The 24,464-nt window shown below is 64.9% G+C and carries 20 protein-coding genes; 14 read left to right on the top strand and 6 right to left on the bottom strand.

The window, feature by feature from the left end; all coding sequences use genetic code 11:
* Positions 1 to 526: 526 nt before the first annotated feature.
* Positions 527 to 1,549: an App1 family protein gene (locus tag CXY75_RS03225; RefSeq protein WP_104081425.1), complete on the bottom strand. Its 1,023-nt coding sequence runs from the start codon at positions 1,547 to 1,549 to the stop codon at positions 527 to 529.
* A gap of 148 nt (positions 1,550 to 1,697) precedes the next feature.
* On the opposite strand from CXY75_RS03225, the gene CXY75_RS03220 reads away from it, so the two are divergent.
* The 5 genes from CXY75_RS03220 (at position 1,698) to CXY75_RS03200 (ending at position 5,777) form a co-directional block, all read left to right on the top strand.
* A complete protein-coding gene (locus CXY75_RS03220; RefSeq protein WP_104081415.1) occupies positions 1,698 to 2,378 on the top strand; it encodes a TetR/AcrR family transcriptional regulator in 681 nt (226 codons plus the stop codon).
* Between the two features lie 176 nt (positions 2,379 to 2,554).
* The gene (locus tag CXY75_RS03215) at positions 2,555 to 3,439 is read left to right on the top strand and encodes an ABC transporter ATP-binding protein (RefSeq protein WP_104081414.1); all 885 of its coding nucleotides are present in this window, start codon (positions 2,555 to 2,557) and stop codon (positions 3,437 to 3,439) included.
* Entirely contained in the window at positions 3,436 to 4,116 is a 681-nt protein-coding gene (locus CXY75_RS03210) for an ABC transporter permease (protein WP_104081413.1), read from the top strand. The genes CXY75_RS03215 and CXY75_RS03210 overlap by 4 nt, the downstream gene beginning before the upstream one ends.
* A complete protein-coding gene (locus CXY75_RS03205; protein ID WP_104081412.1) occupies positions 4,113 to 4,820 on the top strand; it encodes an ABC transporter permease in 708 nt (235 codons plus the stop codon). The genes CXY75_RS03210 and CXY75_RS03205 overlap by 4 nt, the downstream gene beginning before the upstream one ends.
* 30 nt (positions 4,821 to 4,850) lie before the next feature.
* Entirely contained in the window at positions 4,851 to 5,777 is a 927-nt protein-coding gene (locus CXY75_RS03200) for an ABC transporter substrate-binding protein (protein ID WP_104081411.1), read from the top strand.
* A gap of 20 nt (positions 5,778 to 5,797) precedes the next feature.
* Here CXY75_RS03200 and CXY75_RS03195 read toward each other — a convergent pair whose 3' ends face one another.
* A complete protein-coding gene (locus tag CXY75_RS03195; protein ID WP_104081410.1) occupies positions 5,798 to 6,805 on the bottom strand; it encodes a M56 family metallopeptidase in 1,008 nt (335 codons plus the stop codon).
* A gap of 27 nt (positions 6,806 to 6,832) precedes the next feature.
* Positions 6,833 to 7,219, bottom strand: coding sequence for a BlaI/MecI/CopY family transcriptional regulator (locus tag CXY75_RS03190; RefSeq protein ID WP_104081409.1), 387 nt, complete (start codon positions 7,217 to 7,219; stop codon positions 6,833 to 6,835).
* Between the two features lie 104 nt (positions 7,220 to 7,323).
* Between CXY75_RS03190 and CXY75_RS03185 the strand changes: the two genes are divergently transcribed.
* The 4 genes from CXY75_RS03185 to cydC are packed head-to-tail and all read left to right on the top strand — an operon-like array spanning position 7,324 to position 13,422.
* Entirely contained in the window at positions 7,324 to 8,736 is a 1,413-nt protein-coding gene (locus tag CXY75_RS03185) for a cytochrome ubiquinol oxidase subunit I (RefSeq protein WP_104081408.1), read from the top strand.
* Positions 8,737 to 8,752: 16 nt separating this feature from the next.
* The gene (gene cydB / locus CXY75_RS03180) at positions 8,753 to 9,757 is read left to right on the top strand and encodes a cytochrome d ubiquinol oxidase subunit II (protein WP_104081407.1); all 1,005 of its coding nucleotides are present in this window, start codon (positions 8,753 to 8,755) and stop codon (positions 9,755 to 9,757) included.
* 52 nt (positions 9,758 to 9,809) lie between these two features.
* Positions 9,810 to 11,537 (top strand): thiol reductant ABC exporter subunit CydD, encoded by a 1,728-nt coding sequence (gene cydD, locus CXY75_RS03175; protein WP_104081406.1) that lies wholly within the window; start codon positions 9,810 to 9,812, stop codon positions 11,535 to 11,537.
* Positions 11,530 to 13,422 carry a thiol reductant ABC exporter subunit CydC gene (gene cydC, locus CXY75_RS03170; RefSeq protein WP_233201699.1) on the top strand — a complete coding sequence of 631 codons (1,893 nt, stop codon included), beginning with the start codon at positions 11,530 to 11,532 and terminating at the stop codon, positions 13,420 to 13,422. The genes cydD and cydC overlap by 8 nt, the downstream gene beginning before the upstream one ends.
* Here cydC and CXY75_RS03165 read toward each other — a convergent pair.
* Entirely contained in the window at positions 13,379 to 14,014 is a 636-nt protein-coding gene (locus CXY75_RS03165) for a DedA family protein (RefSeq protein ID WP_104081405.1), read from the bottom strand. The genes cydC and CXY75_RS03165 overlap by 44 nt on opposite strands.
* An 82-nt stretch (positions 14,015 to 14,096) precedes the next feature.
* Between CXY75_RS03165 and CXY75_RS03160 the strand changes: the two genes are divergently transcribed.
* The 5 genes from CXY75_RS03160 to holA all read left to right on the top strand — a co-directional run bounded on the left by CXY75_RS03160 (position 14,097) and on the right by holA (position 22,811).
* Positions 14,097 to 15,557 (top strand): anthranilate synthase component I family protein, encoded by a 1,461-nt coding sequence (locus CXY75_RS03160; RefSeq protein WP_104081404.1) that lies wholly within the window; start codon positions 14,097 to 14,099, stop codon positions 15,555 to 15,557.
* 148 nt (positions 15,558 to 15,705) lie between these two features.
* A complete protein-coding gene (gene leuS, locus CXY75_RS03155; RefSeq protein ID WP_104081403.1) occupies positions 15,706 to 18,306 on the top strand; it encodes a leucine--tRNA ligase in 2,601 nt (866 codons plus the stop codon).
* Between the two features lie 186 nt (positions 18,307 to 18,492).
* Positions 18,493 to 19,227: a ComEA family DNA-binding protein gene (locus tag CXY75_RS03150; RefSeq protein WP_104081402.1), complete on the top strand. Its 735-nt coding sequence runs from the start codon at positions 18,493 to 18,495 to the stop codon at positions 19,225 to 19,227.
* Positions 19,228 to 19,237: 10 nt separating this feature from the next.
* A complete protein-coding gene (locus CXY75_RS03145) occupies positions 19,238 to 21,718 on the top strand; it encodes a ComEC/Rec2 family competence protein (RefSeq protein ID WP_104081401.1) in 2,481 nt (826 codons plus the stop codon).
* A gap of 37 nt (positions 21,719 to 21,755) precedes the next feature.
* Positions 21,756 to 22,811 carry a DNA polymerase III subunit delta gene (gene holA, locus CXY75_RS03140; RefSeq protein ID WP_104081400.1) on the top strand — a complete coding sequence of 352 codons (1,056 nt, stop codon included), beginning with the start codon at positions 21,756 to 21,758 and terminating at the stop codon, positions 22,809 to 22,811.
* A 297-nt stretch (positions 22,812 to 23,108) separates the two neighbouring features.
* Here holA and rpsT read toward each other — a convergent pair whose 3' ends face one another.
* Entirely contained in the window at positions 23,109 to 23,372 is a 264-nt protein-coding gene (rpsT, locus tag CXY75_RS03135) for a 30S ribosomal protein S20 (RefSeq protein WP_092448491.1), read from the bottom strand.
* Positions 23,373 to 23,698: 326 nt separating this feature from the next.
* Positions 23,699 to 24,436 (bottom strand): alpha/beta fold hydrolase, encoded by a 738-nt coding sequence (locus tag CXY75_RS03130; protein ID WP_104081399.1) that lies wholly within the window; start codon positions 24,434 to 24,436, stop codon positions 23,699 to 23,701.
* Positions 24,437 to 24,464: the final 28 nt, after the last annotated feature.

Raw genomic sequence — 24,464 nt, 5'->3', positions numbered from 1 at the left:
GAGCATCCATTGGGTCAGGGCTCGTAACGCGGGTGTTACGCCAGTGCGCGGGAGCTCGGGAAACATGGCGGTGTCGGCCGGATACGCTACGCGGGAGCTGCGCCAGTGCGCGGGAGCTGCGGCGCAGCCAGAACTCCCGCGTAACTCATCGCGCGGGGGCTGCGCCAGTGCGCGGGAGTTAGGCCTCCCGCGCAGCGGCGCACCTCCCGCGCAGCGTGACAATGCAGCCAGCGGCCCCCGGGGAGACCGTCGGCAGTCACCGAACCGCGTGCACCCGAGTCATGGCGCTACCGTATTAAGCCGCTTTTTCGCACTGAACTGAGCTCATTGCCCGATAGCGACCTTGCCTGCGAGCCCGTCGCCCGACAATGATCACGCCGACAAGCCATTGCGCGGTAGACGTGGGAGACGAATCGTCTCCCCCAATGGGCAGGCTCTTATTAGCGATTCAGCCCAAGAAGGGCGTGGGCATGTGCACCAGTGCCAGTGCGCGCGAGCACGTGCCGAGACCAACGAACACCGAAAGCTAGAGCAGGCCGTGCTCGGCGAGTTGGCTGGACAGGCTGGAGCCGTCCGGCCCATAGACCCAGGGCGCCTCAGGGCCTCCCTCGATGAGCACGGCATCACGGGAACGGCCGCCGGCCAGTACTGCCTCGCTTGCAGAGAGCTGGCGAATGGCCACGGCGGCGACACTGCCCGGATAATCGCGTTGAAAATCGCTGTAAATTGCTTCATCGTGCTGGCCGTCATCGCCGATCAGAATCCAACGGATGCCCGGAAACTGTTCGGCGAGCCGCCGCAGGTTATCCCGTTTGTGGGCGCTTCCGCTGCGGAACCAGCGGTCGTGCGTTGGCCCCCAGTCGGTCAATAGCAGCGCACCAGCCGGATACAGGTTGCGGGAAAGAAAGCGTGACAGCGTTGGGGCTACATTCCAGGCGCCGGTGGAGAGGTAGATGACCGGAGCGCCGGGGACGAATGACGCCAGACGCTCGAGGAACACGGCCATGCCGGGGGTCGGCACCCGCGCGTGCTCGTCGAGCACGAAGGTATTCCAGGCGGCTAGCAGAGGCCGGGGGAGGGTCGTAACCATGACGGTGTCGTCGACGTCGGAGACGACGCCGTAGCCAACCGTGGGGGCAACGATAAAGATGGGGGCGTGCTGAACTTCCGAGAATTCGGTGTGCAGCTGGGCGACGTGCCAGCCCGGCGGCAGTGACACCGCAACGACGGTATCCACGACTCCGCCGCGGTCCGCCTGCACGCGGTGCGTCTGCCCGCCAATCTCGATCGTCACAGTGACGTCGTTGACGGGAACGCTCGTGAAGCTGCGCCAGCCTCGGATGCCGGCATCGCGGCCATCCACTCGGGGACGTTTTTGCCGTTTGGTCGGCTTGTCAGGTTTTGCCAGGAGCACCCGGCAGAGGATGCGCACCCACTCGGTTGAGCCATAACCAGAATAGGGAATTACGGTCGGCTGGTAGCCGCGGCGACGGGCGGAATGTTCCCGCCGATCGTGCAGCCAGTCCTCAATCCGGGCCGCGCGGTGCATGATTCGCACGGGACTGGTCGCGTTCGGCGTGTTGTCTGGGGACTGTGGCACACCATCATTCTGCCATGCTTGCTGTGCATCCCCCGATCTGAGGTGTGTACATGGGGTTTTACCCCGTAGGATGATGACTTATCTTCAAGGGGGATAAATGTCGATTGGTGGCCTATTAGGTGAAGACACCGGTGCCGCATTACAGCAGGTGCGCGCTGAGCCGATTCAGCAGCGCAGTGCAGCACGGTTGTCAGGTTTGCTCGACGCCGCAGCTTTGGTTGTAGACGAGGTCGGTTTCGACCGCATCACGACCGCGATGATTGCCGAGCGTGCCGGCGCGTCGATTGGTACGGTTTACCGCTATTACCCCGACCGGGTTGCGGTATTGCACGCTCTGCATGAGCGCGCCGTCGTACGTTTTCGGCAGCGTGTCGTCGACGAACTTGGTGCCAGCACCCTCACCACGTGGTGGGACGCTGTCGACTGTGTCGTCACCGCCTTTGTCGGTCTCTATCGCTCAGAGCCCGGCTTTCGCATCGTGAACTTCGACGATCGTGACGGAGCACCCGCTGCCGACGCCGTCACAGACGCCGACTTCTTCGCGCGACGCCTCGCCGAAGTGCTCGTCAACGAATTTGACCTGCCAGCCGGTCCCGAGCTCATTTTTCGCCTCGAGGTTGCTGTGGAAACGGCCGATGCTCTGCTTGCCCGTGCCTTCCACACCGATCCGCTCGGTGATGATCGATTCATCGACGAATGCCGCCTGGTGCTGCGCGACTACCTCGATCGTTTCTACAATCCGCAAGCGTTGAACCTTTTGGCCGCTGCGTCGTCATAACCTTCCCGACAGCCGGGCGTCCCTGTCGGGCGCCCGGTTTTTTGTGCCAGCGGGCCGGGCGCGTTCGCCGTTGGAAGAATTCCGTGGACGCATCCCGTTTTGCCTGTCGCGACGAATAGTGATTGGGTTAGCATCTGGTTTGTACTGAATCGACCCGATGTGAGGAACGAGCCACCATGATCGAATTTCGCTCGGTGACCAAACGTTTTGCCGACGGTACTGTCGCCGTCGACAATTTCAACCTTGTGCTGCCCTCGCGCAAAACGACCGTGCTGGTGGGCACATCCGGTTCGGGAAAGACTACCCTGCTGCGTATGATCAACCGCATGGTGGATCCCACCAGCGGAACGGTCGAGATTGACGGAGCCGATATCGGAACGCTTGAACCGGTCAAGCTGCGGCGCGGCATCGGTTACGTCATGCAGAATTCGGGGCTCCTTCCCCACCGTAAGGTCATCGACAATGTTGCAACGGTACCGATGCTGCGCGGACTGACCCGCAAGAAGGCCAGGGAAGACGCGTTGCTCCTGCTCGATACCGTTGGTTTGGACCGGTCGCTTGCCGACAGGTATCCCAGCCAGCTCTCTGGCGGCCAGCAACAGCGCGTGGGCGTTGCCCGCGGCCTCGCTGTCAATCCCAACATTCTGCTGATGGACGAGCCGTTCGGAGCCGTCGATCCCATCGTTCGCGCCGAGCTGCAGCAGGAGCTGCTGCGGCTGCAGCGTGAACTCGACAAGACGGTCGTCTTCGTCACCCACGATATTGACGAAGCATTTCTGCTCGGCGACCAGGTGGCGATCCTGCGCACCGGTGGCAAGATCGCGCAGGTCGGTACCCCGGCCGAAATTCTGGCCAACCCTGCCGACGAGTTCGTGGCAACGTTCGTCGGAGCTGAGCGCGGAAAGCGGTCGCTGCACTTGGAAAACCACGGACACGGTGACGTACTTGTCGACGGGGACGGCCGCTTGGCCGGGGTACTCGTCGGCGCACCGACCACTCAAGACAAGGCCGGTCCCGCTTCGGGCCCGGGTGCCTCGGCGCCGGGTGTCGAGCCCCGGTGACCTGGGTCTGGTCAAACCTGGACTTCATCTGGGATCGCACGCTCGATCACCTGCTCGTGAGCGTGCCCCCGATTATTCTGAGTTTTCTGATCGCGGTGCCGCTGGGCTGGCTCGCCCACCGCTACCGGGTGAGTCGCGGCATTATTCTCACGGTCGTCGGACTGTTCTATGCGGTTCCGTCGCTGCCGCTATTCATTGTTTTGCCCTTCATTGTCGGAACCAGCGTGCGATCCCCGCTCAACCTCATCATTGCGCTCACCCTCTATGGCGTGGCTCTGCTGGTGCGGGTGGTGGCCGATGGCCTGGAGTCGGTCGACCGGGAAGTTCGGCAATCCGCTACGGCCGTCGGTTTCTCGGCGCGAAGCCAGTTCTGGCAAGTTGAACTTCCCCTGGCCGGCCCGGTGCTGCTGGCGGGGCTCCGCGTGGTCGCGGTGAGTACGGTGAGCCTCGCCACCGTGGGAGCCGTGATCGGGGCGCAAAGTCTCGGGAGCTTGTTCACCGACGGGTTCCAGCGGGGCATTCAGTCCGAAATTATGGCCGGAATTGTGGCCACGGTGGCATTGGCGCTGATCCTCGACGGCATACTTGTTCTTCTCGGCCGGATGATCATGCCCTGGACCCGACCACAGGCCGCCGTTGTCCGGCGCGCTGCCGAGCTCAAGCGGGTGGCGGCATGAACTTTTTCCTTGATGCCCTCAATTGGCTGGTCGATCCGGCCAACCATGTGGGGGACGGTGCCATCGGCATCCGTGTCGTGCAGCATCTTGGTTTCACCGCGGTCACGCTGGTGTTTGCGTCGGTCATCGCCATTCCCATCGGCTTTTTGATCGGTCATACCGGACGCGGACGTGGGCTGGCGGTCGCGGTGTCCGGTGCCCTCCGCGCCATTCCTACCCTGGGCCTGCTGACGATCGTGGCGTTGTGGGTGGGAATCGGGTTGGACGCCCCCTACGTCGCCCTGACGGTTCTGGCGATTCCGCCGATTCTCGCCGGTGCGTACACGGGGTTTCAGGCCATCGACCGCACGACGGTCGATGCTGCGCGCGCGGTGGGCATGTCAGAGAGACAAATCGTGCGCCTGGTCGAGATGCCCCTGGGTCTGCCGCTGCTGATCGGCGGACTGCGCTCGGCGACCCTGCAGATCGTCGCCACGGCCACCCTCGCGGCCTACGTTGCCGATTTCGGTCTCGGCAGGTTTCTGTTCACCGGGCTGAAAACGCGGGACTACGGCGAGATGCTCGGCGGGTCTATTCTGGTCATCCTGCTCGCGTTGGCACTTGAAGGAGCGTTCGCGCTCGTGCGAATTCTCGTCGTTCCGCGTGGAGTCACCGCGGGCCGACCCACAGACATTCGGGTGAGGTCGAAAGGCCTCACCCGATGATGGAATCCCCCATCGAGGAAGGAAGAACACATGTTCACAATACAAAAAGGCCGACTCGCGCTCATTAGCGCCGTCGCGGTTGGGGCCGTCGTAGCCCTTGCAGGGTGTGCGTCCGGTGATCCACTGGGCACCGGAAGTACTCCGGCGAGCGACTCGAACACGCTAGTGGTCGGATCGCAGGACTACTACTCCAACGCCATCATCGCCGAGATCTACTCACAGGCCCTCGAAGCCAACGGATTCACCGTGGAGCGTTCGTACCGCATCGGCCAGCGCGAGGTCTATCTGCCCGATCTCGAAGCAGGCGGCATCGACGTGTTCCCCGAATACACCGGCAGCCTGCTGCAGGCACTCGACGATACCGCTGTCGGCGGCACCAGCGACGAAACGTACACGCAGCTTGAGGCCGCTCTTCCCGCGGGCCTGCGCGTACTCGATAAAGCGGATGCCTCCGACCAGAATTCCTGGACGGTCACCCAGGACTTCGCCGCGAAGTACAACCTCACCGACATCGCCTCACTCAGCAATGTCACCGAGCCGATTACCGTCGGCGGCAATTCGGAGCTCCAGACGCGCCCGTACGGGCCGACCGCGCTGAAGGAAAAGTACGGCATCGACATCGCCGGTTTCAGCCCCGTTGAAGACAGCGGCGGACAGATCACGGTCGACGCCCTTGTCGCCGGCGATATCCAGCTCGCGAATATCTACACGGCGAGCCCGCTCATCGGCTCATCCAACCTCGTCGCGCTGACCGACCCTGACGGACTGTTCTTCTCGGACAACGTCGTGCCGGTGGTGTCGGAGAAGGTGGATGAGGCAGCCGCCGAGGTTTTGAACACTGTCAGCGCCGCCCTGTCGGCCGCCGATCTGGCGACCCTCAACTCCCAGAGTGTGACCGATGAGATCTCCGAAGACGTGATCGCGGCCGACTGGCTCAAGCAGGCCAACCTCTTCTAGTCAGTTTCGAATCAGGCGAGTCAGGCGCCCAGCAGAATATAGGCTGGCCCGGCCAGGAGCGCCACCGCTACGGTGAGCGCTCCGGCCGTTGCCGTCCAGGGCAGCGGCGCGGTCGGGTTGACCAGCCGTTCGACCCGCGGAGATACCTGATCCGCGGGATGCCCTGGTGTAGCACCAACTGAAGCGGATGCCGCGGCGTGAGCCGCCGCATCCGCTTTCGTCGTTGACTCAGCCGCGGCGCTGCTGGTCGTGATTCCACCAGGCGCGCTAAACCCGAATTGGGCGAAGCCCACAAGCGCGATGGCCCGCGCTAGGGTGTAGTCCTCAACGACGCGGCGCGCGCGGTCGTCGGCAAGCATTTCGACCAATAGGGCTACAGCGTTCTCGGCCCGATTGGCGATGGGAAACCAGGGGAGGGCGCTGTGCCAGCTTTTGAAGGCAAGCAGCACCAAATGATGCTGTTGCGTGAGGTGGGCCTGCTCGTGCGCGATGACTGCGCGAACCTGGTCTGCGTTGAGCAGTCGGAGTAGCCCGTTTGAGAGTACCGTCGCCGAATTCCCGGCTCCCGGCAGGCAGTATGCGACGGGGGCCGGGTGGTCGATGACGCGCATTCCGGGTTGGCCGTGCAGCGGATCGCTGAGCAGTGCGATCAGGGTGTGGTGGTGCCGTCGTTGCCGTTCGGCGCGCACGAAGGTTGACAGTAGGTTGAGCATCAGGTGGCCGACGAGCAGAATGGCCGCGCCGAGGGCGAGCACGTGGGTGAAACTGGTTCCGGCGGGGAGTGTTCCGGCGCGCAGGTCGACGCTGAGGGCGACCAGGCTCTGCGGAAGGGCGTTTCCGAAGGGAATCAGGCCGTAGAGCAGGAGCGACCCAATCATGGACATGCCGCCCGACAACGCGATGGCTTGCCACAGCACGAGCGCAACGCCCGGGGAGCGCGCTGGCCAGCGTGACCGCGCCAGGAACACCGGTACCGGCCAGGCCAGAAGGACCGCGATGGTTCCGAGCAGCAGGGCGGTGGTGGTCATGACTATCGGGTGTCGGTGCTGGCGGTGTTAGGCGCTGTCGGAGGAGGAAACACCGAGCAGTTGCCGCAGGGTCTCGGCCTCCTGCGGCGACACGGTGCCAATGAACCGCGCCAGCGCCGCCTGACGGTCAGGAACCTGCCCAAGCACCTCGTGCATGAGCCCTGCCGTGTGTTCGGCGCGGGTCATCACAGCCGTATAGGCGTGCGGACGGATGCTGCGATCGCGCGTCACGAATCGCTTTGTTTCCAAACGTGACAGCACGGTCAGCACGGTCGTCGTGGCCAATGGTTTGGCGTGTGCCGGTGAAACAGCAGGCTTGACCAAGGCGTCTTTGAGTTCGTTTGCGGTCAACGGTGACGGGGAATCCCACAGGATATCCATCATTAACCGTTCCAGCACACCCAAGTTTCCCATGCGGTTAACAATACGCCGCGATCGGTGTTTTCTACACAGCGTAGAAGGGTATTATTCTACAGAGCGTAGAAAAGTGTGCGTTGCACAATAATGCTGGAGGGCATATGAACGAGTGGTTGGATCCTTTACTCCTGTCACGGTGGCAGTTCGGTCTCACGACTATTTACCATTTTCTCTTCGTCCCGCTCACGATCGGTCTGGCCCTCACGGTCGCGATCTTCCAGACCGCTTGGGTGCGCACCGACAAGGCCAAATATCTGCAGCTGACTCATTTCTTCGGCAAGATCTTTCTGATCAACTTCGCCATGGGGACGGTAACAGGCATCGTGCAGGAGTTTCAGTTCGGCATGAACTGGTCGGACTACTCGCGCTTCGTCGGTGACGTCTTCGGTGCTCCGCTCGCGTTCGAGGGCATCGTCGCGTTCTTCCTCGAGGCGACGTTCATTGGCCTCTGGATCTTCGGCTGGGACAAGCTGCCCAAGAAGATTCACCTCGCCACCATCTGGCTCACCGCGATCGGCTCCATCGCCTCGGCGTACTTCATTCTCGCGGCCAATGCGTTCATGCAGAACCCGATCGCGTACAGGATCAACGAGGAGAAGGGGCGTGCCGAGCTCACCAGCATCTGGGAGCTACTCACGAACCCGATTGCCCTCGCCGCGTTTCCGCACACGATTTTTGCCTGTTTCATGGTGTCTGCCGGACTGATCATCTCGGTTGCCGCCTGGCATCTGTACCGCAATCAGCACCTCGACACGATGCGTCCAGCGCTCAAGTTCGGCCTGTGGATGATGGTCATCGCCGGAGTGCTGACGACGTTGGCCGGTGACCAGCTTGGCCTGGCCATGGTGGAGGCCCAGCCGATGAAAATGGCTGCGGCCGAGGCGCTGTACCACACCGCCTCCGGCGCCAACGCGAGCTTCTCCATCTTTACGCTCGGCACACCAGACGGCGTGCACGAGCTGTTCTCCGTGCGTGTTCCCTACTTGCTCTCCTTCTTATCCACCCACACCTTCGACGGAACCGTCGAGGGCATCAATAACCTGCAGGCCGAGTACGTCGGTGCGTTTGGCCCCGGCGATTACACCCCGACCATCTGGATCACCTACTGGGCGTTCCGTTGGATGATCGGTCTCGGCCTGGCGCACATGCTCGTCGCCGTAGTCGGGCTCTGGCTGACCCGCAAGGGACGCAGTCCCCAGCGCACCTGGGTGTGGAAGGTCGCGATTTGGAGCTTCCCGTTCTCCCTGCTCGCGATGAGCGTCGGCTGGGTCTTCACGGAGATGGGCCGTCAGCCCTGGTTGGTGTTCGGACTGCTCCGCACCGAAGACGGTGTCTCGCCCGGCGTGAGCGGTGTGGAGATTCTGATCTCCCTGATCGCCTTCACCCTGATCTACGGAATCCTCGCGGTGGTCGAATTCAAGCTCATCCTCAAGGCCGTTCAGAAGGGACCCGACGATGCGCCGGTGCCTGACGCCGAATCCGGCGAACTCACGCACGCCGCCACGGTCTACTAGGAACGGAGAAGACACTATGGATCTCACAATTCTTTGGTTCTGGATTATCGCTGTCATGTTTATCGGGTACTTCGTACTCGACGGCTTCGACTTCGGAGTCGGCATGTCCCTGCCCTTTCTGGGCAGAGACGACACCGATCGGCGCGTAATCATCAACACCATCGGTCCGGTCTGGGACCTCAACGAAACCTGGGTCATCGTGGCAGGGGCATCGCTGTTCGCGGCGTTCCCCGAGTGGTACGCGACCATGTTCAGCGGCTTCTACCTGCCGCTGCTGCTAATTCTGCTGGCGCTGATTGTGCGCGGTGTGTCGTTCGAATACCGGCACCAACGCCCCGAATCTTCGTGGAAAAAGTGGTTCGACGGCATGATCATCGTCGGCTCGGCCGTTCCGGCGCTGCTCTGGGGTGTCGCCTTCGCCAACGTCGTGCGCGGCGTGAACCTCGACGCCAACTACGACTATGTCGGCACGTTCTTCGACCTGCTAAACCCCTATGCCCTGCTCGGCGGCGTCACTACCCTGCTGCTGTTCTTCGTGCACGGCGTCGTGTTCATCTCGCTCAAGACCGAGGGGGATATCCGCCTGCGGGCCCGCACGCTCGCCATGCAATCCGGAATCGTCACGATCGTCGTCGCGGCCACCTTCCTGGCCTGGACGACGCTCGCATACGGCACGCCGGCATCCGCTCTGCTGGCCGCCCTGGCAGCTGCCTTGCTGATCGCCTCGTTTGTGGCGAACCTGCGCGGCGCCGAACGGATCGCTTTCGCTCTGATGGCCACCACGATCGGCCTGGTCGTACTGACCTTATTCGCATCGCTCTTTCCCGACGTCATGCCGGCCAGCAACGACCCCGCGAACAGCCTGACCATCGCCAACGCTTCCTCGTCGCCGTACACGCTCGGCGTCATGAGCTGGACGGCACTGATTGCGATGCCGGTCATTTTGCTCTACCAGGGCTGGACCTACTGGGTATTCCGCAAGCGCATCAGCCGCGCCCACATTGAGGTTGCCGTACATTAGCGCGCCGTCGATAGGCACTGTGGCAGACCAGCGCCCTGACACACGTAGGCGAGTGCGCCCCCTGGATCCTCGCCTTCTTCGTTACGCTTCGGCAGCGCGCCGGTTTCTCGTGATCGGTGCGCTGCTAGGGCTCGCCCAAACCGTGATCGTCATCGCGTTCGCCTGGCTGTTGACCCAGGCCATTACGATGACGGTGGCGGGGGAGCCCCTCAGCCAGATTATGCCGACCCTGGTTGCCCTGGCCGGGGTCGTGGTGCTGCGCTCGGTGCTCATCTGGCTGCTGGAAGTTTCGGCCAACCGCGGTGCCGCCCTGGTCAAGAGCCAGTTGCGAGCTCGGGTTATGGCCAAACTTGCCGAGCGCGGCCCCGACTGGGTTGCCTCTCAGCAGAGCGCAGGCCTGGCCACTGTGGTGACCACGGGACTCGACGCCCTCGACAATTACTTTGCCCGGTACCTGCCGCAGCTGCTATTGACCGTGATCGCGACGCCGCTTCTGATCGCGGTCATGCTCTGGCACGACCTGGCCAGTGGCCTCACCGTCATCGTCGTCATCCCGCTCATTCCGCTGTTCATGATTCTCATCGGCCGGGCCACCCAGTCGGTGCAGCAACGACAGTGGCAGGCCTTGCAACGCCTCGGGACCGGGTTTCTCGACGTCGTCGGCGGCCTCGGCACACTCAAGATTTATGGCCGCGAACAACGCCAGTTCATCCGCATCCACTCCATCACCGAGGACTACCGCACCCGCACTATGAAGGTGCTGCGGGTGTCGTTTCTGAGCGGATTCGTGCTCGAACTAGCCGCGAGCCTGTCGGTCGCCCTGATTGCCGTCTCGATCGGTCTGCGTTTGGTCGATGGCTCCCTGCTGCTCGGCGTCGGACTGTTCGTGCTGCTGCTGGCGCCGGAGGCTTTTTTACCGGTGCGGCAGGTGGGCGCGCAGTTTCACGCCGCCGCCGACGGTCTCGCCGCGGCAGAGGAGTTGTTCGCAATTTTGCACGATGACGCGGCGGCGCCCGATTTGGCGCTGCCTGTTTCGGTGACGGATGCTGCCCCTCCCGCCAATCCCGCCAGCGCGGCTCCCGCAACACCCGGCTCGGTCCCCGGTGTCCTCCGCCTGCACGGCGTGACCGTTCGTCGTGGCGACACCGTGGTGATCGACCACCTCGACGCCGAGTTCGCCCCCGGGGAGATCAGCGTGTTGCGTGGAGTCAGCGGCGTGGGCAAATCCACCCTCGTGGCCGCGCTGCTCGGGTTCATCCCGATGACCGGTGAACTCACGCTCGGCGGCGCGGTCGTTGACGCCGGTGCGACTCGGCCGTGGTTGGCCTGGGCTGGACAACGACCCGGTCTGTTTCGGGGAACGGTCGCCGAGAATGTGGCGCTCGGCGCGGCATCCGCTGACCCGGCTGCCGTTGATCAGAAGCTGGTTGATCAGAAACTGATCGATCAGAAGCTGATCGAGCAGGCCTTGGACTGGGCTGGCGCCGCTTCGGTCTCGGCCGACACCATGCTCGGGGTCAACGGCGATGGTTTGTCTGGCGGTCAGGGGCAGCGCGTGGCCACAGCGCGGGCCATCTACCGCGCCCTGACCACGGATTGCCGCGTCATCATTCTCGACGAACCAACCTCAGCGCTCGACGCCGATACCGAGGCTGATCTGCTCGCAGGCCTCCGCCGCCTCGCCGCGACGGGCCGCGCCGTGATCGTGGTCAGCCACCGGCCGGCCGTCATAGCCGTTGCCGACAACGTGATTGAACTTCAGGAGCTGGTTTATGTCTGAGCGCAAGATGATTGCGCCGGAGTTGGAACTCCAACAGCCAATTTCGCCGCATCCGGATGCCAGGGGCCGCGCTACCCGCGACGTGCTGAGCCTCGCCCAGCCGCGACCGCGCTGGTTCCTGCCTGGCCTGCTGGCCGGCGTGGCGAGCGCGGTGATGGCGGTGCTGCTGCTGGCGTGCTCGGCCTGGCTGATCACCCGCGCGGCAGAGATGCCGCCCATTCTGTTTCTGTCGATGGCCGTAGTCGGCGTGCGTGCCTTCGCCCTCGGACGCTCCGCTTGTCGCTACCTCGAGCGCCTCACCAGCCACGACGCGGCATTCCGGCAACTGGCCGAGCTGCGCCTGGGCATCTTTCGCCGCATCGTTCCGGTCTCACCGGCCGGTCTCGCCGGCACCGGACGTGGCGACCTGCTCACCCGACTGGTGCGCGACGTCGACGACCTGCAAGACCTGCCGCTTCGGGTGGTGCAACCGCTGCTGGTGGCCGGCATCACCGCGCTGCTCAGCGTGGTCGGGGTGTGGCTGCTGCTACCGGCCGCCGGGCTCACCCTGCTGGTCTGCCTGCTGCTCGCGGGGGTTCTCGGCACTGTCTTCTCCGGCACTCTGGCCGCCCGCGCCGACCGAGAGCTTGCCCCGCTGCGCGGTGCCCTCGCCGACGAGGTGCTGGAAATCGTCGAAAACCTCGATGTTCTGACCGCGTTCGATGCACTGAGCCCGCGCCTGGCAGCGCTCGCCCGCACCGACGAGCGGCTGCGCCGGGCGAGCCTGCGGCGTTCGGTCGGGGTCGGCGTGCAGTCTGCGATCGTCTCGCTGTTCGCCGGGGCGGCGACGCTTGGCGCACTGTATCTGGGAATCGGGCAGTTGGGCGGCCCCGGCGGGCTGCTCGGCCCGGCCCTGGTCGTTGCCGTACTCGTGCCAATGGCCGTGTTCGAAGTGTTCGGCATGATCCCGCTCGCGGCCGGCGCCTGGCGCCAGGTGCGAGTGAGCGCGGCCCGCGTGGCCGACGTTGTGCCACAGACCGTTCCGCCCGAGATCCCCGTCGATGCCACGAACCCGCAGCACCTGCGTCCGTGCATTCGGGCAGTGGATGCCGCGCCCGGTCAGGCGACCGATCAGGCGACCGATCAGGCAGCGGATCAGGCAGCGGATCAGGCAGCCAATTCAAACACCGACCCGGCGGCCGTCAGCGTCGATTATCTGCTGCAGCTAACCGATCTTGGTGCCCGCTGGCCCGGCCAGGCCGAGCCCGGCGTGTCCGGCGTGACCCTGCGGCTCGCAGCGGGGGATCGTGTGCACCTGGCCGGACCCAGCGGCGCCGGCAAGACCACCCTCGCCCAGACCCTCGTGCGCTTTCTCGAGTACACCGGTTCGTACCAGATCAACGGTGTCGAGGCGCGGCTTCTGGCTCAGGCCGATGTGCGACGGGTGGTTGGATTGTGCGAGCAGCGCCCGTGGTTGTTTGACGACAGCATCCGTCAGAATTTGCTGTTCGCTAGGGATACCGCAACCGATGCCGAGCTGGGCGCGGTGCTCGCCCGGGTGGGACTGGCCGAATGGACGGCCCGGCGCGGCGGACTCGAGGCCCGCGTCGGCGAACGCGGCGCGCTCGTCTCGGGCGGTCAAGCCCAGCGCATCGCGCTGGCGCGGGCCCTGCTCGCCGACTTTCCCGTGCTCATCGTTGACGAACCCACCGCTAACGTCGACAGTGCCCAGGCCGATGCCCTGGTGCGCGACATTTTGAGCGCCGCGGCCGACGATCACCGCGCCGTGCTGCTGATCTCACACACCCCGGTACCCGACGCGCTGATCACGACCCGGGTGACCCTGCCGGCCACGGAGGGCGTCAATCCATGTGGCGCAGTTCGCGGCGGTGCAGCCACTTCTTGATCAGGTACACCGCGAGCACGAACAGGGCGATCACCGCCACGAACAGATAACCGGCAAAGTGCAGCTGGTCGCTCAACTCGCGATAGCCTTCGGCGGCCGCCGCCCCGACGCTGACGTAGGCGAGTGACCAGACGACGCAGGCCGGAACGGTCCAGGCCATGAAGGTGCGGTACCGCATGTGGCTCATGCCGACCGTCACCGGAATAAGCGAGTGCAGCACCGGCAAAAACCGCGAGATGAACACGGCAACACCGCCGCGGCGGTCGAGGTAGTTTTCGGCGCGAATCCAGTTGTGTTCACCGATACGGCGGCCCAATCGACTGCCGCGAATGTACGGACCAAAATGGTGCCCGAGCGCAAAACCGATGCTCTCGCCGCCGAGTGCACCGACGATCACCGCCACGATGAGCGTGACGAACTCGACCGGGCTTTCCACCGCCGTGCTCGCGACGATGATGATGGTGTCGCCGGGTACGACCAGACCAACCAGCACCGACGTCTCCAGCAGCATGCCCAGAAAGGCCAAAAGCGCACGAATGACCGGGTCAACGCCGGAGACGGTGTCGAGGATCCAGGTGAGGATGTCATTCATCTCGCCCAGCCTACGTGCCGTAGCCGGATCAACAAGGCCGAGGGCCGCCTGATGCGCCTCGACGAAAAGCTAGGCTGTTCGGGTGACCGGCTCCCCATACAGCAGACGTCTGGCCGGCTGGTCAGACCCAGCGGATGTCTTCAACCGACTGTATCGCCACGATCGGTATGCGTTTTGGCTCGACGCCGGTCCCGGCGCCGACCGCGGGGTCAGCTATCTCGGCGCGGCATCGTCAACGTCACGGTTCGTGACGGCGTCGGTCGTGGACGGCACGGTGACGAGCATTCACACAACGGATGCTGCCGCCCCGGCCGTCACGCACGAAACCATCTTCGAGTTTCTGCGTCGCGATCGTGCCGGGGAGCCCTGGCGCGGCGATGAGCCAGCTACCTCACACCGGGGGGAGCCTGACGGGTTCGACCTCGGCTGGATCGGCTGGTTCGGCTACGAACTCGGCGCGCACACCGTCGGCACACCGGTGCACGCTTCGCGCTACCCCGATGCCGCCCTGCTCGAGGTCGATCGCGTGATCCGGTTCGACCACGGCGCCCGTACGGTCACGCTGCTGGCCCGCACGAGCGCGCTCGAATCGCCTGCGGCCGTCACAGCGTGGCTTGATGAGATGGCAGCGGCACTGGGCGCGATTCGGCAGCCGGCCGGGCCAACGGGAGCGGCGCAGGCCGGAGCATCCGCTGCCCGAACGCGACCGAACGTGCCGCGCTGGCGGCATAACCCCGACGAGTATGCCGCCCTGATCGGCCGCTGCCTGGCCGCTATCGGCGACGGTGACGCCTACCAGCTGTGCCTGACCAACGAGATTCGGGTGGCCGGCAGTTGGCATCCGGTCGACACCTATCTCGACCTGCGCGCCGGCAGCCCGAGTCATCACGGCGGTTTGCTGAGGTTCGGTGATCTGGCGCTGCTGAGCGCGAGCCCGGAGCAGTTTCTGCACGTGACGCCGGCAGGCAGCGTGACGACCAAGCCGATCAAGGGCACCCGACCGCGCTCACACGACCCGGCCGAAGACGATCGGTTGCGGCGTGAACTGCAGGGCAGCGCCAAGGAGCGCGCCGAAAACCTGATGATCGTCGATCTGATGCGCAACGACCTCGGACGCATCGCCGAGCTCGGCTCTGTCGTCGTCTCTGAACTGCTCGCGGTCGAGAGCTACCCGCACGTGCACCAGCTGGTCAGCACCATCGAAGCCCAACTCGCTCCGGGAGTGAGCACGGTCGATGCCATCGAATCCTGCTTTCCGGCCGGGTCGATGACCGGCGCGCCCAAGCGCAGCGCGATGACCATTTTGCACGGTTTGGAGCAGGGCCCGCGCGGCATCTATTCGGGAGCCTTCGGCTATCTCGGGCGGGGCGGCGCGGCCGACCTCGCCATCGTCATCCGCAGTATCGTGCTCGATTCTGCGGGGGCGAGCATCGGCACGGGTGGCGGCATCACCGCCCTCTCTGACGCCGCAGAGGAGATCGAGGAGACCCGAATCAAGGCGGCAGCTCTGCTCGCGGGGCTGGGTGTCGCTCCAGCCGAGTAACCTAAGGAAGGAACACGTGGCTCAGGCGCGCGTGGACCGTTGCAGCACGCCCTTCAGCAAAGCGACCCAGGCTTCACGCCGTACTGAACTTCACCTCGCAATTTACTTCCCCTGCAATTTACTTCACCCTGCAATTTACTACCCTGCAATGAATGAGAGTCACGTGGCACACGAGCACGACAGCGTTCGCATCGATTCGAGCAACGAGAGCGACGAAGAAGTGTACGACTTCGCCGCAATCCAGGCGAAGTGGCAGCCCATCTGGGAAGAGCTTGCCCCGTTCAAGACGAGCACCGATGGTGATACCCGCCCGCGCAAATACGTGCTCGACATGTTCCCCTACCCATCCGGTGACCTGCACATGGGCCACGCCGAGGTGTATGCGCTCGGCGACGTCGTCGCCCGCTACTGGCGCCACCAGGGTTTCAACGTGCTGCACCCCATCGGCTGGGACTCGTTCGGTCTGCCCGCCGAGAACGCCGCCATCAAGCGGGGTATCGACCCGCGCGGCTGGACCTACGACAACATCGCGCAGCAGAAGAAGAGCATGAAGCTCTACGCCACCAGCTTCGACTGGGACCGCGAACTGCACACGAGCGACCCCGAATACTACAAGTGGACCCAGTGGCTGTTCCTGCAGCTGTATAAAAAGGGACTGGCCTACCGTAAGGACAGCTGGGTCAACTGGGACCCGATCGACCAAACCGTGCTCGCCAACGAGCAGGTTTTGGCCGACGGCACGAGCGACCGTAGTGGCGCGGTCGTGGTGAAGAAGAAGCTCACCCAGTGGTACTTCAAGATCACCGACTACGCCGACCGTCTGTTAGATGACCTCAATCAGCTCGAGGGCACCTGGCCGGCCAAGGTGCTCAACATGCAGCGCAACTGGATCGGGCGCTCCATCGGAGCGGATGTCGACTTCCAGATCGAGGGCCGTGCCGAACGCGTCACCGTGTTCACCACGCGGCCAGACACCTTGTTCGGCGCAACCTTCATGGTCGTCGCTCCAGATTCCGACCTCGCTGCCGAACTCGTTGCCGAGTCAACGCCGAAGGAGCAGGAAGCTTTTCACGAATATCTCGTGCACGTTCAGCGCAGCACCGAGATCGAGCGTCAGGCCACCGATCGGCCCAAGACCGGCGTGTTCATCGGCCGCTACGCGATCAACCCGGTCAACGGCGAACGCCTGCCGATCTGGGCGGCCGACTATGTGCTCGCCGACTACGGTACCGGCGCGATCATGGCCGTGCCGGCCCACGACCAGCGCGACCTCGACTTCGCCCGTGCCTTCGACCTGCCCGTGAGGGTCGTCGTCGACACCAATTCGCCAGCCACCGGCATGATCCCGGTGATCACCCAGGGCATGCTCGACGGCACCGAAGAGCTGCCGGCGCTCGACCCGCTCAGCACCGGTATCGCCCTGGCGGGCGAGGGTCGCCTCATCAATTCAGGCCCGCTCAACGGCCTGAGCAAGATCACCGCCATCAAGCGCATCGTCGAGCAGCTCGCCGCCGACGGGCTCGGCCGCTCCGCCAAGAACTATCGCCTGCGCGACTGGCTCGTCTCCCGGCAACGCTACTGGGGTGCTCCGATCCCGATCATTCACGGCGCCGACGGCACCGAGATTCCGGTGCCAGAAGACCAGCTGCCGGTTCTGCTTCCCTCCGCAGAAGGCCTCGATCTGAAGCCGCGTGGCACCTCACCACTCGGCGGCGCCGCCGACTGGGTCAACGTGCCGAACCCGATCGACGGCACCCCGGCCAGACGCGACGCCGACACCCTCGACACCTTTGTCGACAGCTCGTGGTACTTCCTGCGGTTTTTGAACCCGAGTGATGACACCAAGGCCTTCGACCCGAAGGAGGCCGAAAAGTGGGCGCCCGTCGACCAGTACGTCGGCGGCGTCGAACACGCCATCCTGCACCTGCTCTACGCACGCTTCATCACGAAGTTTCTGTTCGACGAAGGCTATGTGAGCTTCACCGAGCCGTTCACCGCTTTGCTGAACCAGGGCATGGTCATTCTCGACGGCGCCAAGATGAGCAAGAGCCGCGGCAACTTGGTCTACTTCACCGAAGAGATTGAACGTCACGGTGTCGACGCCGTGCGCCTCACCATGGCGTTCGCCGGTCCACCGGAGGACGACATCGACTGGGCTGACGTCTCCCCGGTCGGCTCGGCCAAGTTTCTGGCCCGCGCCTGGCGCGTTGCCCGCGACGTCACGAGCGCACCCGACGTGGAGTGGAAGAGCGGCGACGTAACCCTGCGCCGCGTCACCCACCGCTTCCTCTCCGATGCGCCCGGTCTGGTGGAGTCGTTCAAATTCAACGTCGTCGTCGCGCGCCTGATGGAGCTCGTCAACGCGACCCGCAAGGTCATCGACACCGGCGCAGGGCCAGCGGATGCCGCGGTGCGCGAAGCCGCAGAGGCCACAGCCATGGCACTGAACCTGTTCGCGCCCTATGCCGCTGAGGACATGTGGGAGCACCTCGGCTACGAGCCCTGCATCGCTCTCGTGCCGTGGCGCAAGGCCGAGCAGACGCTACTCGTGCAGGAGTCGGTGACGGCCGTCGTTCAGGTTGACGGCAAGATGCGCACCCTGCTCGAGGTGTCTCCGAAAATCGGCAGTGACGACCTGGAGAAAATGGCGCGGGAATCGGCGGCGGTCATCCGTTCGATCGGCGATCGCGAGATCATCAAGGTGATCGTGCGCGTGCCCAAGCTCGTCTCCTTCGTCACCCGCGCCTAGCGCTGCGCACAAAACGACCGGGCTGATCTTGCGATCGGGCCCGGTCATTTTGTGTTTGTTGCGGTGCCGCGTTGATCGTGCGCGGCAGGTCTGGTCGTCTCCTCCACAGGGGGGACCCGTGGCGGCTTACGCACCGATGTGTCGGCCGGGGGTAAGCGGATGTTGCGCACGGCCTAGCCTGCCAGCATGCTGCCCGACCGTTTGGAATCCGACCTGGCGCGTCTCGCTCCCGCCGCCCACGGAAGTGGTCGCCCGCGACTGCGCGTCGGTGTCGGTGCGGCCGTCGTGCTGCTGCTGCTCGCGCTGATCGTGGCCGTCATCCTGTCGGCGGTGGGCCAGCAGGCCGGGCAGCGCACGGTTGACTCCGGATCGGTGTCAATTCCATCTAGCGGTACATCCTTGTCACCGTTTGACGCGGGCGCGGCTCCGAACGCAGCGGCCGGAGCTGGGTCTGGGGCGGACACTGGCAATGGCACTGGTGTCATCATCTTCGTGCACGTTCTCGGTGCTGTGGCACGGCCGGGGCTGTTTCAGCTGCGCGACGGTGCCCGGGTGATGGACGCGATCGCTGCCGCCGGCGGACTATCGGCCGAAGCCGATCCGGGCGGCGTGAATCTCGCCCGCATCGTGAGCGATGGCGAGCAGTTTTACGTACCGCGGCAGGGCGAGGTGCCGCCGCAGCTTCCCGCAGCCGCTGGCAGTGGTGCCGGGGGCGCGGCTGCTCCCGCCGCCAAAGTCAATCTGAACACGGCAACCGTGGCGGATCTGGAGTCCCTGCCCCGCATCGGCCCGACCATGGCGCAGCGCATCATCGACTACCGAACGGCCAACGGTCGATACACCAGTGTCGACGGTCTGCGCGACGTGACGGGTATCGGCGATAAGACCTTCGAGGGCCTCAAAGACCTCATCACGGTATGAACCGCGACGCATGAATCTAGACCTCCGTCTGGCCGGTCCCGTGCTCGCCGCCTGGCTCACGGCCGGCCTGCTGATCGGTGCTCCGCGGGGTGCCTGGACCGTCGCGATAACGCTCTGGCTGGCAGCAGGGGCCGGCGCCGGTATCCTCGTGGCGTGCCGGATACGTCCGCACCGCAGCACGAAGTGGAAGCAGAAGCAGCAGCACCAGCTCGCGCAGCGCCGGTGGCCCGGCTGGATGGGCCTGGTTGCTTCTGTCGTGTTGTGTTGCACGGGAGCGGCGCTGATCGCATCCGCTGTCGCCGTCTGGTCACCGGTTAGATTTCCGGCGGTGCTTCAGGGCGCAGCGCAGTCCCAGTCGACGGTCACGGCTACCGTGACTGTCTGGTCGGTTCCGGTGCCGATGAAGGCATTCATCGGCACCGGCAACTCTGGTCGGGTGCGCTACCGGGCCACCCTCACCCAGCTCGCTGCCCGGGGTGAGACGGTAGCCGTGTCGAGCCCCGTCGTGGTGTTCGCCGAAGAGGCCCATAACGGCAACGAACCAGAAATTGGCTCGAGCCTGCAGTTGCGCGGCACGCTGCGCCCGACTGAGCTGGGCGACGCTGCTGTCGCCCTTCTGTTCGCCACCGATGCGGCCAGCATGCTCGCTTTACCGCCGTGGTGGCTGCAGTGGGCCAACGATCTGCGGTCGGGGTTCAAGACCGCGGCGACCAGCCTGGCCGGTGACGGGGGAGACCTCTTGCCCGGCTTGTCCATCGGCGACACCAGCGCCGTGAGTGCGGATCTCGACGCCGCCATGAAAGCCAGCTCGCTCAGTCATTTAACGGCGGTGTCCGGCGCGAATTGCGCGATCGTGATCGCGTCGATCATGCTGCTCGGCGGATACCTCCGGCTGCGCCGCACCTGGCGCATCCTGCTCTCGCTTGCCACGCTTCTCGGGTTCACCGTGCTCGTCACTCCGGAGCCGAGCGTGCTGCGTTCGGCCGTCATGGCCACCGTCACCCTCGCCTCGATTGGCGCTGGCCGGCCTGGGAGGGGCGTACCGACCCTGCTCTTTGTGGTGATCGGTTTGCTGGCAATCGACCCGTGGCTGGCTCGCAACTACGGATTCGCGCTCTCGGTGCTTGCGACCGCCGGTCTACTCGTGGTCGCTGGCCCGCTCTGCCGTGTACTCAGCCAGTGGATGCCGACCGCTCTCGCTGCGATCATCGCCATTCCGTTAGCGGCGCAACTGGCCTGCCAGCCGGTCCTGATTTTGCTCAATCCGAGCCTGCCGCTCTACGGGGTTCCGGCGAATATTCTGGCTGGCCCGGCAGCGCCAGTGGCAACAGTGGTCGGACTCGTCGCCTGCCTCACATTGCCGGTGTTGCCCGGGGTGGCGTCCGGGCTACTCGCGCTGGCCTGGATTCCTTCGGCGTGGATCGCCGCCGTCGCTCAGACGGTGTCGACCCTGCCGGGTACCCGGCTGCCCTGGCCGGGAGGTGCCCCTGGCGTGCTGCTGCTCGTCGCCGTCACGCTGCTCACGCTCGTGGTCGTGCTGCGCGGGCCGAGCGCCCGCCCGGCCCGGTGGCCGGCGGCGGTGCTCGCCGTGCTCTTGGTCGGTCTGGGTGGCTACGCCGGGTCGCTGATCGGCACCAGAATCGGCCGCGCGGTGTCGTTTCCAGCGAACTGGCAGATAGCGGCCTGCGACATCGGCCAGGGTGACGCCGTCGTCGTGCGCGATGGCGACTCCTATGGTCTCGTTGACGTCGGACCAGACCCCAAGCTGCTGAGCACGTGCCTGAACACCCTGGGCATCACACGCATCGACCTGCTCGTGCTCACCCACTATGACCTCGACCATATTGGCGGGGTCGATGCCGTCATCGGTCGGGTCGACACAGCCCTCGTCGGTGTGCCAGAGAACGCCCAGGATGAGAGCCTGCACGAGCGCCTCGCCGCGGGAGGAGCCGTAGTGCGGCAGGCCGCCCGCGGCGATTCCGGAACGCTCGGCGGACTGCACTGGAACATCCTGTGGCCCATTCGTGGTGCCACGACGATGCAGGTCGGCAACCCGGGAAGCATTACGATCACGTTTGACGGGCTGGGCATCCGTTCGATATTTCTCGGCGATCTCGGTCAAGATTCCCAGGATGCCCTGCGCCGGGTTTCGCCACCGGGCCGGGTCGACGTCGTCAAGGTGGCCCATCACGGGTCGGCCGACCAGAGCCCGGAATTGTATGCGGAGCTCCGTGCTCGGGTCGGGCTGATCTCGGTCGGGGCGAAAAACACCTACGGTCATCCCACCGACAAGCTGCTCAATATTCTGTCTTCGGTCGGTACCGTCTCGGTGCGCACCGATCGGGAAGGAATGTCTGTCGTGGCGCCGGGAGTCAACGGCACGCTCGTACTGTGGACGGAGAAGGTCGCCGACCGGGCTCCACCCACGCCGTCGAGCGGTCCCCCGGCCGCTTTTGTCGCTGCTGCTGTCGCGGTCAGTGGTGCGGGATAGGCTTGTTTACACCCGCACGAAACCCAAGGAGAGCGCTTTGGCCGCACGACCCGCCACGACCGGCTCCCGCGCCGGCAAGGTAGCCCCCGCCCGCGCGACCAAGGGCACAGTCATTCCCCAGCTCGGCTGGCACCAGGTTCGTCCGGCTCCGATCGTGCTCGTGTCGGGAACAGAAACGTTCCTCGCCGAGCGGGCCGTCCGTCAGCTGCGTGACTTTCTCAAACTCGAAGACCCGAGCCTGGAAATCAGTGACGTGCAGGCCGACAGCTATGCGCCGGGTGAGTTGCTCACCCTCGCGAGTCCGTCGCTGTTCGGCGAACCGCGGCTGATTCGGGTCAGCAATGTCGAGAAGTGCAGCGACACCTTTCTGGCGGAGGCGCTCGCCTACCTGGAAAACCCGGCCGACGACACCTACGTCGTACTGCGGCACGGCGGGGGAGTGCGCGGCAAGAAGCTGCTCGACACGATCCGTAGTGGTCTCGGCGGCGGCATTGAGGTCGTCTGCACCGAACTGAAGAAAGACACCGAGAAGTACGAATTCGCGTCGAACGAGTTCAAGGCGGCCGGCAAACGCGTCACAGTGAGTGCGCTGCGCCAGCTCGTCGCCGCGTTCTCCGACGATCTGGCCGAACTTTCCGCCGCGTGCCAGCAGCTGATTGCGGATGCGACGAGTGAGGTTACCGAAACCACGGTCGACCGCTACTACGGTGGACGCGTCGAAACCAACGCCTTCAAGGTTGCCGATTGGGCCATCGCCGGCCGCAATGGCGAGGCCCTGGTCACTCTGCGGCATGCTCTCAGCTCCGGAGCAGACCCGGTTCCGATCGTGGCGGCATTCGCCATGAAGATTCGCACCATGGCCAAGGTCTTCGGCGCGCGCGGCGGCTCAGCCCAGCTCGGCGCCCAATTCGGTCTGGCGCCGTGGCAGGTTGAACGCGCGCAGAAAGATCTGCGCGGCTGGAGCGACGAGGGCCTCGCCCGGTGCATCCTCGTGCTCGCCGAAACGGATGCCGCCGTCAAGGGTGCAGGCCGGGACCCGGTCTTTGCGCTCGAACGCCTGATTGGCGTGATCGCCCGCCGCGGCGAGCAGTAGCCCCACACCGACAGGCTTCGCGCGGAGAGAGTGCCGCAGGCATTTGCTGGTGCGGCACCGGATGTTGCCGGTCGCCGGCATCCCACCGTGACCAGGGCGCGGTTCAGGTAGAACCAGACTCCGTCCCGAAAACGGGGATTGCCGCGTGCCCCGCCATGCTGGAGCTGCCGTTAAGCCGACGAATGCAGAAAACCCCCGCCGAGAAGAGATGGCGGGGGTTTTGTGTGCAGCGAGGTGGCAGCATCCACTCTGTCGAGTCAATGCGGTCAATCCGGATGCTGGTGGAGCCAGGGTCGATTAGACCAGTGCGCCGACGGCCTTCGCGATAGCCGACTTCTTGTTCGCAGCCTGGTTCTGGTGAATGACACCCTTGCTGACGGCCTTGTCGAGCTTCTTGGAAGCGAAGGCGAGACCGACGACGGCCTTATCCTTGTCGCCGGCGGCAATTGCGGTGCGAGTCGCGCGAATCGCGGACTTGAACTCGCTCTTGACGGCCTTGTTGCGCTCCTGAGCCTTCTTGTTGGTGCCAATTCGCTTGATCTGCGACTTGATATTTGCCACGTTTTTTACGCTTTCGTTAGGTTCTAGTACGGACAGCCGCTCAGCGGGTAGAGGGCGCTAGAACGGCGAAAATCGTGCGGGGTGGGACCCAACACGCAAGCCAACCACTAACGCTACCAGTAAATACCGCTATCCCCAAACCGCTCCACCCCACGAGTTTCGTGCCCGACAAGTGGATGCGCGCACCGCTCTGCGCCCCTGGCCGTGCCCGCGGAGCGGATGAGCGCGCTCGATACGGGTGGGCGTTACGCCGGTCACCGTAACGCGCGCCGGTATCGGCCGCGGGTGCGGCCCGCAACGCGGCGTCGGGGGAGGCCGGCCCCGCCTCAGGGGCCAGCTGGTGCAGCCGACACCCGGCGGGCGACCCGCAGCAGAATCTCCGTGAACCGCTCCGGCTGGGCCAGGCTCGACAGGTGCGTCGCCCCCGGCACCACAAGGACTTCCCCGTTGCGGCACGCGGCGAGGAAGCGCCGCTCGTTCAGGCGAAAGTGATCGAGAGCACCATTGACCAACCAGATCGGCCCCGGATACGCCGCCAGGCTGGCGAGCGGCGTCAGGGTGGACGTGGCGTGCAGCCCGGAATCCATGACGTCGAGCGCTGCGCCGCCGGCCAGCACATCCCTGGCGCCGGCTGTAGGCAGCAGCCGGCGCGCCATGGTCTCGTGCAACCACAAGCCACGATCGGGCAATCGATGAATCATGCGAGCCAGCAGTCGATACCCGTCAAGCAACACGCCCTTCGGTACGGCGCTACAACCGGCAGCGACGAGACCCGCGACCCGATCGGGATGTTGGGCGGCATATGCCACGGCGTAGTAGCCGCCGAGCGACAAGCCCACCAGCAACACCCGCCCACCGAGAGTCGACACCCCATCGTCGATGGCGGCGAGCGCGGACGGCACGGTGAACGGCTCATGCATCCGCTGCCCGTGGCCCGGTAGATCGATGGCCAGCACCGGATACCCGGCAACACGCAGTTTCTCTTCCTGAAAACGCCACATCGTGGCCGAGGTGCGAATTCCGTGCACGAGCAGAACTGGCACGCGAGCCGTGGGAGTCTCCATGAAGGGAGCCTAGTCAGCCGCGGGGCAG

It is taken from the genome of Cryobacterium sp. Y11, from assembly GCF_002929535.1.
GTDB lineage: Bacteria > Actinomycetota > Actinomycetes > Actinomycetales > Microbacteriaceae > Cryobacterium.
This window is presented reverse-complemented; position numbering and strand designations above follow the sequence as displayed.